Here is a 13979-nt window from a genome sequence, read left to right as displayed (position 1 = left end):
AGTTGACTTTGGGCCTTGTGGGTAAAATCATCGCTGGATTGAAGAGAAACCTCTGTAATGCGGTAACTTTAAAATGATTATCCTATAAATACAGAGGCTACACTCTTTTGAAAAGTGTAGCCTCTGTTCTTTTCTGATTTTAAATACTATAAATTAACGACTATTGTAATTAGGTGCTTCACGCACAATCTGAATATCATGCGGATGGCTTTCGCGTACACCTGCAGCCGTAATTTTTACAAATTTGGCTTGTTGTAAAGCTTCAATATCTTTCGCTCCACAGTAGCCCATACCAGCTCTTAAGCCACCTACCATCTGATAGATAACTTCAGAAGCAGTTCCTTTATAAGGTACACGGCCTACGATTCCTTCAGGAACCAGCTTTTTAATATCATCCTCTGCATCCTGGAAGTAACGATCTTTCGATCCATCTTCCATCGCTTCCAGAGAACCCATACCACGATAGGTTTTGAATTTACGTCCTTCATACAACACTACTTCTCCCGGAGCTTCTTCGGTACCAGCCAGCATAGAGCCTACCATGATGCTGCTTGCTCCACCTGCTATAGCTTTTACCAGATCACCGGAGAAACGAATACCTCCGTCAGCAATAACAGGAACACCTGAACCCAGAATGGCTTTGGCAGATTCGTATACAGCAGATAGCTGAGGCATACCAATACCTGCAATGATACGGGTTGTACAGATACTACCCGGTCCAACACCTACCTTTACTGCATCGGCTCCTGCATCAACCAACGCTTTTGCTCCAGCGCCTGTCGCCACGTTTCCAACAATCACATCCAGTGAGAATCGGTTTTTCACACTTTTCAATGCATCGATTACACCTTTGGAGTGACCATGAGCCGTATCAATACTTACTACATCCACACCTGCTTTAGCCAGTGCTTCAATACGGTCAAGCAGATCATGTGTCACACCAACAGCGGCTCCTACACGCAGACGGCCATACTCATCTTTACAAGCATTGGGATGGCTTTTGCGTTTCAGGATATCTTTGTAGGTAATCAAACCTTTGAGTGTACCATTGTTATCTACAATCGGTAATTTCTCAATCTTATATTCCTGAAGTATATCTTCTGCTTTAGCCAGATCAACACCTACCGGAGCGGTAATGATGTTTTCTTTTGTCATTACTTCAATGACAGGCTTCTGCATATCTTTTTGAAAACGCAGGTCACGGTTGGTTAAGATACCTACGAGCTTTCCGGAAGAATTGATTACAGGAATACCACCAATTTTGAAATCCCGCATGATACGGTGTGCATCGCCAAGGGTAGCATGTTCGTCGAGTGTGATAGGATCTAGGATCATTCCACTTTCAGAACGTTTTACACGACGTACAGCATCAGCTTGTGCTTCAATGCTCATATTTTTATGAATGAATCCCAGTCCACCTTCCTGTGCCATCGCGATTGCCATAGCGGATTCGGTAACTGTATCCATTGCAGCAGACACAATGGGTATATTCAGAAGAATGTTTCGCGTGAGACGGCTTTTTGTATCAGTGTCGCGTGGAAGAACTTCGGAATAAGCAGGCAGAAGAAGCACATCATCATAAGTAAGTGCTTCGAACAAAAATTTAGAGGGATCTAAAGACATGGCAAATAACAGATTTTACGTAAGGTTATTTGCCGAACAAAACTACGTAAACTTTTTCGGATAAAAAAATGAAGTTTTATTTCGCATATCTTTTTACCTCTTTTTATCGTTTTAGGATATGTATTTTCTTTATAAATTCCTATTTGCCTGACTTTGTATGTACATAGTAATAAAAACTGTGTGTGTAAAAAAGGCAGCTGTATGTAAAAATACTATATCTTTGAGTTTAAAAAAATAAATAGCTGTGACTGTTTTCGAAAGTATTTGGTTGATAATTAAAGAATTATACGCAGAAGCTTTGCAGTGGCTGCGAAAGCCCAAGAACCGGGTTGAGAAATCGTGGATGATATTTATTGCGCTGCTTCTATTCTTCCGATTGTATCTCTGGAGTGTGGAGTACAATTTCTTGAATCTTTATGGAGACATTCCAACGATTGACAAGATTCAGAACCCCAAGATTGACAAGCCCTCCGAACTATATACTTCAGATGGAGTTCTGATTGGAAGGTACTATCGTGAAAACCGAAATCCTGTAACCTACAAGGAAATTCCCAAGGTAATGGTGGACGCACTGGTTGCAACAGAGGATATTCGATTTTATGATCATGCCGGAATAGATCTGAAATCTCTCTTTGCAGCAGTATGGGATGCTATTACAGATAATCCTCGCGGAGCCAGTACCATCACCCAACAGTTGGCTAAGAACTTGTACAAAACCCGTCGCCAGAAATCCCAGGGTTTGCTAAGCAAAGTACCAGGAGTAAAAATGCTGGTGACCAAAACCAAAGAGTGGATGACCGCCATTAATATTGAGCGGACATATACGAAGGAAGAGATTATAACACTCTATCTGAATACAGTTGATTTTGGTAGTAATGCCTATGGTATCAAAACAGCCGCTCAGACATTCTTCAATACAACTACTGAACATCTTACTACTGAACAGGCTGCTCTATTAGTGGGATTATTGAAGGCTCCTACTACATATAGTCCGGTACTAAATCCGAAAAATTCCCTGCGTCGGCGTAATACTGTATTCTCTCAAATGCAGCGGTATGGTTATCTCACGGCTCAACAGGTAAAGGATCTCTCACAAAAACCTATTGAGCTGGATTACAAAGTAGAACAACATACAGATGGACCAAATAATTATTTCCGATCCTATATAAACTCTTATCTTGAAAACTGGTGTACAGACAATGATCTGGATTTGTATACAGATGGATTAAAGGTCTATTGTACGATTGATTCCAGGATGCAGAAATATGGAGAAGATGCAGTCAAAGGGCAGGTTAAAATTATGCAGAACCTTTTTGACAACCACTGGAGCGGACGTAAGCCCTGGACTAGTAATGCAGGAGTGGAAGCACCTAACTTTATTGAGAACAATGCAAAACGCACTGCTTTATACAAATACCTGGTAAAGAAATATAAGAATACGCCAGACTCTGTGTGGATTGTGATGAATACTCCCAAAAAGATGAAGGTGTTCTCCTGGCAGGGTGAAAAAGAGATGACTATGAGTCCAATGGATTCCATCCGTTATTATAAGCGTTTTCTGCATGCAGGTATGATGACAATGGATCCTTTTACGGGGTATATCAAAGCATGGGTGGGTGGAATCGACTTTGAACATTTTCAGTATGATCACGTCAAACAAAGTAAACGTCAGCCGGGATCTACCTTTAAACCTTTTGTGTATTTGACTGCTATTGATAAAGGATGGGCTCCGTGTGATAAGATTCAGGACATTCGTAAGACATTTAATTATATCGAAGATGGTGAACCTAAATCCTGGACACCAAGCAATGCAACAGGCACTTTTACAGGTCGGGATATGACCCTGCGTCATGCATTAGGTCGGTCTATCAACTCAGTTACAGCTCAATTGACTGAAAAAGTAACTCCGGATGCAGTAGCCGAATATGCACATCGTGTAGGGATTAAAAGTTATGTCAAGCCAGTGCCTTCTATTGGTTTGGGATCAGGAGAAGTAACTATCATGGAAATGACTGCTGCTTATAGCACGTTTGTGAATGAAGGTATTTATACAGAGCCTTTGTTGATTATGCGGATTGAAGACTCGAAAGGAAATATTATTCATCAGTTTACTCCTGAACGTAAACGAGTTCTTAGTCAGGAAACAGCTTGGTTAATGATACATATGCTGAAAGGAGGGATCGAAGAACCCGGAGGAACAGTACAGAACCTTTGGTCATTTGACTTATTCAGAGGTAATGAACTGGCAGGCAAGACCGGAACTTCACAGGATCAGGCAGATGGATGGTTTATGGGACTTAGCAAGGACTTAGTAACAGGTGTATGGATGGGAGGGGATGACCCGGTTATTCACTGGCGTAGCCTCAGCATGGGAGAAGGTTCTAAAACTGCACTCCCTGTGTATGGAAGATATATGGAAAAAGTTTATTCTGATAAGTCGTTAGGCATTACAATGGGATATTTTCCAAAGCCCAAAGTACCTATTACAAAAGACTATCATTGTGTTACCATCTTGCCGAAGCGGCCAACCGTATCACTGGATTCTTTACGGATAGATGGAGGAGACGAAGGAGGTGAAGATGAAATTCAATCACTTGACAGTTTATAAAAAAGATGCCGGATTTTAGCATCCGGCGTCTTTTCTTTTATGTATTAGTAGTTCTTGCTTGCGCATAACTCACTGCAAACTATTTTTTTCACGGACAAGTCAGTCTGTCCGAACAATGAACAATTTAGGTTTTATTCACAGCAGTTTTGCTTTTGAACATAACTCCAATCATTTTCTCTGTTGCGCATAACTCACGGCAAAAACTTTTTTGAACGGAACTCCGATCACTTTGGCTGTTGCGCATAGTTCACCGCAATAAGAAAAAGTGATCGGAATTCACCGCAAAGCAACCAATTATCGTGAATTCCACGAACGCATTTCTTTGATGTTAATTCCGATTAGGGCGTTATTCTTGAGAGTAGAATACTCCAAAGAACAATAGAAAAAAGTTAAGTTACAAAGAAAACGATGGTAACTTCAATCACGAAAGGGGTGTAGGTGCGTTGGGATAAAAATTCCGCAGGCCTAGCGTTAGACCTGTGGGGCAAAGCTTTGGAAATTTTTGCCTTTTTTGGGTTATCACGCCGTGGCGTGACAAAAAAGTGACACGGTGATAAGGAGAGTAATGTTCTGGACTTTAAACTAACTTTGGAAGAATAAAGCAAAAAATGAAGAGGCCAGTGTAACAATGATCAAGTGGACTATCAATAAACTCAGGAAGAGAGAGCTCTTAAAAATAAATCAGGACCTATATTCTTTTCAAAAGTATAGGTCCTAATAAGATTCACATCCAAAATTTGGGATGACTCATATGTTATAAATACTAGTGTTATTATTTATCCTCCCAGAAAATTTCTATCACCTCATCGCCTAGATCAACAGTTGTGCGTTTTTCATCTGATTGACGATGTAGTGTTAAGCGACTGTTAACCAACGCAAGTACTTCTTGTTTCGATACCACCTGGGCTGTCTTTTTATGGAATATAACAGCTCGTTCGGCATCCGGGTCTGAAGTCTGCACTTCGTATGATTTATTTGACGTGTGTATTTCCTGGATGGTATTTACTTTGGCTGTAGAATCTTTTACAAGCTGAAGTGCCTTTCGGGCATCAGGTACGCCATATCCGATATAGGTATTACCGTATGGATACAAGTGAGCTGATTTTTCGATGATCCGCATGAGTTGTTTATTGGTCAGCTTTGGATTCTTTTCCATCAGGCAGGCTGCCAGACCAGTAATAACGGGTGCGGAGAAAGAAGTACCATTAGGAGAGAAGCAGGATACATTGGGTTTCAGATAGGGTAGGAAGTCAGGACCAATACTACTATAACTAATCCGGTCACGGGATTTGGCTTTTGTAGCGCCTATAGATAATACACCTTGTGCATCTGCTGGAGTAGAAATAATCCGCCAGTTTGGGTCATCGCCTTCGTTGCCTGCCGAAACCACAATCAACATGCCTTTCTGGTCTGCTGCAATTTGAGCTGCCTTGCTGATCTTACTTGTTTTTCCATCCATTTCAGAGGGTTTGTAGTTTTCTTTTGCATTAGAGAACCCCATTGCATATCCCAATGATGTGTTAATCAGACGTACTCCCAGACTATCCATTCGTTCGATGGCTGCAATCCAGTTATCCTCTTCTGTACGTGTTTCTCTTACTCCATGATCTGTGCGGGCAAGATAAAAAGTAGCTCCTGTAGCCATACCAAATTCCATTCTTTGATTGGTATTGTATCCACCTACCAGTTGTAGTACTTCAGCACCATGGTAGTCCGAATGGGTTTCCATGCTGAAGAAATCTTCTGTATGACTGGGATTTACAAAGTCTCTGGTGTCTTTGATGCGGTTCTCGTCCCGAATCAGTTGCAAAGAGGCGCTTGTTGCAACGCCATAAAAACCCACATCAATAATGCCTACTTTTATTCCTTTCCCTGTTAAACCTTCTTCTATAAAGGCTTTAGCTCCGATCTGATTTAATACTACACTATAAATCTCAGGCGTAAGCTGCCCGTCTGTGACACTGCAAATTCGGAGACGACTATCTATACCATTGATCTCCTGTACAAAAGGAAGTTTTTTTACTGCCTGTAGTTGTTTTTCATCAAGATACGCTGATGTTGCATTGAGCCATTTGGATGTAACCTGTGTTTCAATGCCCAGATCTTTTAGCTGCCGGATATAGGCCGGGTTAACAGGAGCATCTGTATCCTGATAAACTGCCAGTCCCTGCTGCATTCTGTTTTGCTCAGCCTGAGGCGAAATCCATGTATTGGCAGAATAAACGGGTTTGTCTTTAAATGTGATCCAGTACTTTTGCTGAGCTGATGCCCATGATGACATCAGGAGAAATAACCCACAGGCCAGGCCCGATAATCGCATCCGATAGTTGTTCATGTCTTTACAGGTCTTCTTAAAAGTAATTTTTAGAGAATAATTACATTGGGTAAAGAAATACTTGTGATTCACTCTGATTATATGCTTTTTTGCGATTTCCTTCCACAGGACTGGAAGATCTCCAGAATAATGCCAAACTATAATCACAAATGAAGTACGCACCTATCCCCAAAGAATTATTTATTAAAAATAGAGAAAATTTTGCAAAACTCCTGAAACCTAAGAGTATTGCTATTTTCCATTCCAATGATGTAATGCCTACCAATGCCGATGGCACTATGGGCTTTCGTCAAAATAACGATCTGTTCTATTTATCTGGTATTGATCAGGAAGAAACTGTTTTAATCATTGCACCTGATTTTCCTGATCCAAAGTTTCGTGAAATACTCTTTGTGCGTGAGACCAGTGAACTGATTGCTATCTGGGAAGGGGCTAAACTAACAAAACCTCAGGCTACAGAAGCGTCTGGTATTACAAATATTCAGTGGACAGATCGGTTTTTGCCTATGTTGCAGATTTTGTTGTCTGAATGTGACAACATCTATCTGAATGCCAATGAACACACACGGGCTGTAGTAGAAGTGGAAACGCGTGATGCACGATTTGTGAAGTATTGCAAAGATCGTTTTCCATTACACAACTATGTTCGGGTGGCTCCTTTAATGCATAACCTGAGAGCTATTAAATCAGAAAAAGAGATAGAACTGATGCAACATGCCTGTGATATCACTGAAAAAGGATTTCGCAGAGTATTGAAGTTTACGAAGCCGGGTGTATTGGAATATGAAATTGAAGCCGAATTTGCACATGAGTTTATCCGCAATGCAGGCAACTTTGCGTATCCTCCTATCATCGCGTCAGGAGCTAATGCTTGTGTATTGCACTATGTAGAAAATAATCAACCCTGCAAGGATGGAGATGTAATCTTGTTGGATGTGGGTGCCGGATATGCCAACTATGCAGCGGATATGACCAGAAGTATTCCTGTGAATGGGCGCTTTACACCGAGACAGCGTCAGGTGTATGATGCCGTGCTACGGGTAATGCGTGAATCAACCAAGATGCTTGTGACCGGAAACTTATGGGATGAATACCACAAAGAGGTAGGCAAGATCATGGAAAGCGAGTTAATTGGACTAGGCTTGCTGGACAAAAATGAGGTTGCAAAACAGAATCCGGATAATCCGTTGTATAAGAAATATTTCATGCATGGAACGTCTCACTTCCTGGGACTCGATGTGCATGATGTGGGCAACAAGTACCGTCGCTTTGAACCTGGTATGGTATTTACTTGTGAGCCGGGTATCTACATTCCGGAAGAAGGGTTGGGTATCCGTCTGGAAAACAATATTCTTATCACTGAGAACGGAAATACTGACCTGATGGCTACTATTCCTGTGGAGGCTGAGGAGATTGAAGAGATTATGAATAGCAAATAAGCTGCTTTCATTTCTACTATTGAATGTGAGTCTTATAACCCAAACTTATGCTTTTGAAAAGAGTATGGTTTGGGTTAATTTTTAAGGAATCTTTCTAAATGAGTTGGCTTACAGTCCCAATCATTATTCTTCTTATCACCGTGTCACTTTTTTGCCACGCCACGGCGAAAGGATACTTTTTGCCGATCCTGCCCCGCGCAAAGCCGGGGGCTTTCCCTTATCGTGTCCCATAACTTTTCCAGAAATGAAGGTTTTAGGGAAAGATCTATTTTTTACCTTTTCAATCCCCTTCTGTCCTTCTGAAAGAAACTCGTGACAAGACCGGCGGCCTTTGGTTTCTGAATAATTCTTTTTTCTCAGAAAGTAAACGCTACTCTATTTGCCACGAGATCCTTACAGGAGGACAGGTGAGGGAGTTTGAGTGGTTTTCTTAAGTTGACAGCATTGAGCGTCTGCTGCGTTGGTGGGTAAAACCTTGTTAGGATACTTTCACAAGCCTGAACATGTAGGATCTCTTTGTCCCAACACAACGGACGTTGCTTTCAATCTAGGTCCGAACGGATGTTCGAACCAGCTCCTTTCCATTTGAACCAGTTTCACCTTCCCTAAAAACCTTATTTTTACAAAAGATATGGAACAAGATAAGCAGCTTTCCTTGCTACAGAAAGAAGCCTTTGTTTTTCATTTGTTATTTATTCCTCAACATTTGGCGTGACTCCTATTTTTATAAAATAGAATTTCTCTGATGTGAGGTTTTTTAGCTTGCGTCTTTTATTTTCATGCATTCATTGATCTTTCCAGCTAACCATTTTTACAACTATGCAGAATCTCCGAATTGCGACCGCACAATTTGAAAACAAGAGTGGAGACAAAGAATACAATTTAGGTATTATCCGAAAGCTGACGGCCAGAGCTGCTGAGCAAGGGGCTCAGGTTGTGGCGTTTCATGAATGTTCCATTACAGGCTATACTTTTGCCCGCCATTTGTCCAGAGAGCAGATGCTGGATCTGGCAGAAAGAATTCCTGAAGGGGAAAGCATTGCGAAGCTAACTGCAATCGCCAGAGAATACAATGTAGCCATACTGGCTGGACTCTTTGAAAAGGACGAAAAAGATCAGCTTTTCAAAGCCTATGTTTGTGTAGATAGTAATGGACTGGTTGCTAAATACCGTAAGTTGCATCCATTTATCAATCCTCATCTGTTGCCTGGCGACCAGTATGTAGTATTTGATTTATATGGCTGGAAATGTGGCATTCTGATTTGTTATGACAACAATGTGATTGAAAATGTAAGAGCAACCGCTTTGTTGGGAGCAGATATTATTTTTATGCCTCATGTAACTATGTGTACACCTTCTACTCGTCCGGGGGCTGGCTTTGTAGATCCAAAGTTGTGGGAGAACCGGGAAGCGGATCCAACCTCACTGCGAATGGAGTTTGATGGCATGAAAGGCCGAGCCTGGCTGATGAAGTGGCTTCCTGCCCGTGCATATGACAATGGTATTTATGCCATTTTTTCCAACCCGATTGGCATGGACGATGACCAGTTGAAAAATGGTTGTTCGATGATTCTGGACCCGTTTGGAGATGTTATAGCCGAATGCCGTAATCTGGGTGATGATGTAGTAGTTGCTACCTGTACCCCTGAGAAACTGGAACAAGCGGGTGGATATCGTTACCGAAAAGCTCGCCGTCCTGAATTGTACAAAGATGTAATTGGGCAATCTCATCAGTCCGAACAGAAAGTTGTCTGGCTTACTTCAGAGGAATAAATATATGATTTGTAAAGTTAACCGTGTGAGTTCCGTAGCAGAAGCAAAATACCTGGAAGATGTAGGAGTGGATATTATTGGAATAACAGTCAATAGATTAAAAACAGATGATCCGGTTGAGAAATACGATAGCCGTGCGATAAGTTATGAAGAGGCGATAAGAATAAGAAAGTCCCTCTCAACCGCAAAGCTATGTATTCACGAACATTGTTACTCATACTTTGACGATTCATTTGATACAAATGCATTTAAAAAAGTTTGGTCAGAATTGGGACCTGATTATGTCAATGTACATGTACAATTAGCTAACTTACATTGGAAGGATAGTGATATAAAATCCTGGATTGAATCCGTTAATAAGTATGATCTGCCTTTAATTGTGTTTGGAGAGGGAGTTGGATATGATACACCTTTGTACTGGGATATTGATGATTTAAAGCTCTTCAACAACCTGGCATATATGGAGATGTGGTGCCAATCAATTGTACAAAGCGCTTGGTGTTATTTTCAATCAGAGGAAGTACTTGGAATAAAACAAAGTGAAACATCGGATGTATTATTAGACACTGTAATAGATTATTTCGCGCAAATGCCTGTTTTGGTGTGTGATGAATTTGTGATTGAGTCTTTGTTATCTGATTTGCAACGAGTGAAAGCAAAAGGTATAAGTGTATCCCTAGAGAGTACCGCAACTGATATGTTTACTGAAAATGTTGAGCTTGCTTTTCTTAGTGAGATCACTTACCTGTACTATAATCTGGATTCTGTTGTTGCTATGGTAAGAGCAATTAAAGAAGGTGCAGAAAGTTAGATTGTTTCCATGCGTTTCTTGAGATTGTTCAGATAATGAGAGCCGGTTTGAAGCCGGCTTTCTGTTTTATCCCGCATGAGTACTACCAGTTTGCCTGCAAAATATCGTTGGATCTCCCGAACTTGCTTGTAATTGACAATGACTGAACGGCTGATACGTATAAAATACTCCGGTAACTTTTCTTCCAGCATACTAATTGTCAGATCTGTGATATAGTGTTGAGAGCCTAATGTATATAAAAACACATAGCGGTCATCTGCCTGAAAATAGCTTACATCCTCCAGCGGAATCACCATAAACCGATCCCCACATTTTACTGTCAGCGAAAAGATCTCTTTTTTAGGAATAAACTGGGTTAGTAACTGATTGAGTTGAGAGATGGAATACTGGGGTGTACTTTTCAGATTCTTTATTTTTTCAACTGTTTTGGCCAGACGTTCTTCTTCAATCGGTTTCAACAGATAGTCTACCGAATTTTCTTCAAAAGCTTTAATGGCATACGCATCATACGCTGTTGCAAATATGACCATAGGGATATGCGTAAGCTTTTGAAGAAGCTCGAATCCATTCATTTCTGGCATTTCAATGTCAAGAAACACAATATCCGGTTTGTATTGCTCAATAAGTTGCAAAGCTGCATTTCCGCTTGACGCCTCTCCAACTACCTGAAAGAATGTATCATACTTTTGTAAAAGTCCTCTTAAACGTTGAATTGCCAGAGGTTCATCATCTACCAAAATGGTTCTGTAAATCATAGGAATACTTGTTGTCGATAGAGTCAGATAGTATCTGTGTATTGATCCTTCCCAAATCGATATGAATAGCTACCTGTTTATCCGGATCATTGGTGATAACCAGATCTGTTTTTTCTTTGTAGAGGAGTTTTAGTTTGTCGTAGATAGATTGTAATCCATAGCCAAAGCCAACATTGTTACTAAAGAGAGGACCATTATCGTGAACAGACAGTATAAGCTGGTTATTTTCTGATTTCACTTTCAACAGAATGATACCCGGATTCGAGATTTTAGAGACTCCATGTTTGACTGCATTTTCTACCAAAGGTTGAAGCAGAAAACGTGGGACGGGTTGTTTTAACAAGAAATTAGTTTGAATGTCAATATGATAAGTCAATCGGTTGCCAAAACGAACCTGTTCAATTTCCAGATATGTCCGTACAAGTTCGATTTCGTCGGATAAGGTATGAAATAATGTATTTGGAACGGTGGTACTATACCGAAAGAATCGGGACAACAAAATCACCATTTTAATAGCCTTTTTAGGCTCATGCTCTATAAGAGTAACCAGTGAGTTGAGTGCATTATAGAGAAAATGTGGATTGATTTTGGCTTGCAAAGCATCCAGTTCTGCCTGAGTCTTTAGCTGTTCTAGTCTAAGTAGTTGAAGCTGCTGTTCTGTAATCCTTTGATTCCGACCTTCATCGTATTTAACAAAGGTATAGGTAAGCAGCCCTGACGAAACAATACCAGCTCCAAATAGCCAGCGCAATGAATTACCTGCAAAAGGTGCTGTCTGTAATGTTTCGAAGTGATACACCAGACTATTAATTAGTTGGGTAATAATGAATATGAATATCCCAAGCACAATGTATCGGAGCCATTTTTTCCGGATCTGAAAGTCCACATGTTGAAAAAGCCTGATTACAATAACAGTGGCTAACGCTTCCAGACTATTCCCAAGAATAATCCACACATAACTCTGATCCTGTCCGGCTTTGGGTACTTCCTGCCATAGTGTGGTAAAGCCCTTAATGAGAAAATAGATCAAAGCAGCAAATGCCATATCCATAGTCAGGGTAATAATTACCTGAAATAGAAAAAAGCGAAACTGCCTGAAACTATTTTTCATCTGGAGTATATACTTTATTTGAAGAGGTCTACCTGTATTTTGCTGCTTCCATTCCAGGGGCGTAAATAGGCTTTCCATTTGGTTTGCCCGATCAGCAGAAAGATTTCATCCATGTCATCTGGTGTAAACTGCGACTTATGACAGGCATATGATGTGCGAGCTGTTTTCAGATCTATAGCCTCGTATGCAATCTGATACGTTAGATATTTGGTCAGAGTGGTATGAAAAGATTGGCTTAGCCATTTGCCTGTGAATGTTTTCATTGGTGGTATATTCTGCATAGCTTCTTTGGGAAAGGCTGTATAAAGTAGTTGTGACCCATTATTTGCACCAGTCTGAAAAACTTCCGTAACCACATCACTTACAATCCGATGGTCTGCATGCCCATACCCTCCATCAGGTCCCCAGGTAATCACAACATCTGGTTTTAGTTCTGTGAATAATTTGACAATGTGTTGGTGTAAAACTTGTAATGTCTCCAGAGAGTACAATCCTCCATCCTGTAATCCAAAGAATACAGGTAGTTTGATGCCTAATTGTTGACAGGCACAAGTGGCTTCTGCACGACGAACTTTCCCCAGCGTATCACCTGCCGGAATCTTTGCATGAGGTGTTACCCCTTGCTGGCCATCTGTGGCAATGGCTAAGTATACTTGTACTCCCTGATGTGCATAGCGAGCCAGAACAGGCGAAATTGCTACCTCATCGTCCGGATGGGCAAAGATCGCCAAAATAGTTTTTGTAGCAGATGTCTGGGATGCAGGTGTTTGCGCCTGAGATAGCAGACCGATAAAAATAGTTAACCCAAAGAGAAAAACGGTGCAAATAGTTTTCATACAGAAGGTGAAAGATTGGATTTAGGAGGATTGAATATTGACGTTTTGCTAAAGGCCCAACCGAGGTAGAGTAAAGGAATAGCCATGAGTATATCTGAAAAATGGGCTAGTAATTCAATGCGTAAAATACGGCTAACAGGGAAAGTCAGTGTACCTACACAAAGTACTATACCCGTCCAGATTGGAATCGTCCGGGTTCTGATTAAGCTGATAGCCAGGAAAAAGAGGTTGATGACAAACAAAGGACCAGGCCAGAAAAGCAATAGATTAGAGGCTACCGGATAGTGTGAAAAGCCTTCCAGATAGGTTTGGTGGGAGATAGAAAAGATAAAAGAATACACTCCCACAAAACCAAAGTTGATGCCTCCCACACAACTGTATATACTAACAACTATACCAATACGTGATAAGTAAGGCATTTTGTCCCTAAGCAAATAGTAAAGAACACACAGAGCTGGAATCCAGAATACCAATGCGATAACCAAGATCGTACCACCTGTTACACCGTATTCTTTACCCTCCCAGAAAAAAGTAGAAATCAGTAATAACACAGGAGCCAATAGGAGTGTCAGCCCTGCAAATTTGGAATCAAGAGAATGTGTTGCTGTTTTCATAGACCTTTTGAGAATAAGTTATGTACAAAGCAACTATATCCTAACAGGTTAACCCACCAATTTCAGGTAAAGGG

Annotated in this window: 10 protein-coding genes; 4 read left to right on the top strand and 6 right to left on the bottom strand. The window is 40.8% G+C overall.

Features of this window, described 5'->3' with window-relative positions:
* Positions 1–153 precede the first annotated feature (153 nt).
* The gene (gene guaB / locus QNI22_RS32510; protein WP_314517509.1) at positions 154–1623 is read right to left on the bottom strand and encodes an IMP dehydrogenase; all 1470 of its coding nucleotides are present in this window, start codon (positions 1621–1623) and stop codon (positions 154–156) included.
* A 244-nt stretch (positions 1624–1867) separates the two neighbouring features.
* Between guaB and QNI22_RS32505 the strand changes: the two genes are divergently transcribed.
* On the top strand, positions 1868–4231 hold the full coding sequence (locus QNI22_RS32505; RefSeq protein WP_314517506.1) for a penicillin-binding protein 1A: 2364 nt from the start codon (positions 1868–1870) through the stop codon (positions 4229–4231).
* A gap of 772 nt (positions 4232–5003) precedes the next feature.
* On the opposite strand, the gene QNI22_RS32500 is transcribed toward QNI22_RS32505, so the two are convergent.
* Positions 5004–6566, bottom strand: a complete 1563-nt coding sequence (locus QNI22_RS32500; protein WP_314517504.1) for a S8 family serine peptidase — start codon at positions 6564–6566, stop codon at positions 5004–5006.
* Positions 6567–6715: 149 nt separating this feature from the next.
* Here QNI22_RS32500 and QNI22_RS32495 point away from each other — a divergent pair, with 149 nt between their 5' ends.
* The 3 genes from QNI22_RS32495 to QNI22_RS32485 all read left to right on the top strand — a co-directional run bounded on the left by QNI22_RS32495 (position 6716) and on the right by QNI22_RS32485 (position 10589).
* Positions 6716–8005 (top strand): aminopeptidase P family protein, encoded by a 1290-nt coding sequence (locus QNI22_RS32495; RefSeq protein ID WP_314000228.1) that lies wholly within the window; start codon positions 6716–6718, stop codon positions 8003–8005.
* 819 nt (positions 8006–8824) lie between these two features.
* Positions 8825–9778: a nitrilase family protein gene (locus QNI22_RS32490; RefSeq protein ID WP_314517502.1), complete on the top strand. Its 954-nt coding sequence runs from the start codon at positions 8825–8827 to the stop codon at positions 9776–9778.
* 4 nt (positions 9779–9782) lie between these two features.
* Entirely contained in the window at positions 9783–10589 is an 807-nt protein-coding gene (locus tag QNI22_RS32485) for a hypothetical protein (RefSeq protein WP_314517500.1), read from the top strand.
* Here the strand turns inward: QNI22_RS32485 and QNI22_RS32480 are convergent.
* Genes QNI22_RS32480 through QNI22_RS32465 form a run of 4 tightly spaced genes read right to left on the bottom strand, consistent with a single transcriptional unit; the run spans position 10586 to position 13905 of the window.
* Positions 10586–11344: a LytR/AlgR family response regulator transcription factor gene (locus QNI22_RS32480; protein WP_314517497.1), complete on the bottom strand. Its 759-nt coding sequence runs from the start codon at positions 11342–11344 to the stop codon at positions 10586–10588. The two genes, QNI22_RS32485 and QNI22_RS32480, sit on opposite strands and share 4 nt — an antisense overlap.
* Positions 11316–12533, bottom strand: a complete 1218-nt coding sequence (locus QNI22_RS32475; RefSeq protein ID WP_314517494.1) for a sensor histidine kinase — start codon at positions 12531–12533, stop codon at positions 11316–11318. Before QNI22_RS32475 ends, QNI22_RS32480 begins: the two co-directional genes overlap by 29 nt.
* Complete coding sequence (locus tag QNI22_RS32470) at positions 12470–13291, bottom strand: PIG-L deacetylase family protein (RefSeq protein WP_314517491.1); 822 nt, start codon at positions 13289–13291, stop codon at positions 12470–12472. Before QNI22_RS32470 ends, QNI22_RS32475 begins: the two co-directional genes overlap by 64 nt.
* Positions 13288–13905 (bottom strand): hypothetical protein, encoded by a 618-nt coding sequence (locus tag QNI22_RS32465; protein WP_314517489.1) that lies wholly within the window; start codon positions 13903–13905, stop codon positions 13288–13290. Before QNI22_RS32465 ends, QNI22_RS32470 begins: the two co-directional genes overlap by 4 nt.
* Positions 13906–13979 lie beyond the last annotated feature (74 nt).

The sequence above is a fragment of the Xanthocytophaga agilis genome, assembly GCF_030068605.1.
Taxonomy (GTDB): domain Bacteria; phylum Bacteroidota; class Bacteroidia; order Cytophagales; family 172606-1; genus Xanthocytophaga; species Xanthocytophaga agilis.
This window is presented reverse-complemented; position numbering and strand designations above follow the sequence as displayed.

Bases quoted from the DNA above. Each gene is read 5' to 3' on its own strand.
- QNI22_RS32485 (WP_314517500.1), top strand. From the start codon at position 9,783: ATGATTTGTAAAGTTAACCGTGTGAGTTCCGTAGCAGAAGCAAAATAC.
- QNI22_RS32470 (WP_314517491.1), bottom strand. From the start codon at position 13,291: ATGAAAACTATTTGCACCGTTTTTCTCTTTGGGTTAACTATTTTTATC.
- QNI22_RS32465 (WP_314517489.1), bottom strand. From the start codon at position 13,905: ATGAAAACAGCAACACATTCTCTTGATTCCAAATTTGCAGGGCTGACA.
- QNI22_RS32490 (WP_314517502.1), top strand. From the start codon at position 8,825: ATGCAGAATCTCCGAATTGCGACCGCACAATTTGAAAACAAGAGTGGA.
- QNI22_RS32480 (WP_314517497.1), bottom strand. From the start codon at position 11,344: ATGATTTACAGAACCATTTTGGTAGATGATGAACCTCTGGCAATTCAA.
- QNI22_RS32500 (WP_314517504.1), bottom strand. From the start codon at position 6,566: ATGAACAACTATCGGATGCGATTATCGGGCCTGGCCTGTGGGTTATTT.
- QNI22_RS32495 (WP_314000228.1), top strand. From the start codon at position 6,716: ATGAAGTACGCACCTATCCCCAAAGAATTATTTATTAAAAATAGAGAA.
- QNI22_RS32475 (WP_314517494.1), bottom strand. From the start codon at position 12,533: ATGGAAAGCCTATTTACGCCCCTGGAATGGAAGCAGCAAAATACAGGT.
- guaB (WP_314517509.1), bottom strand. From the start codon at position 1,623: ATGTCTTTAGATCCCTCTAAATTTTTGTTCGAAGCACTTACTTATGAT.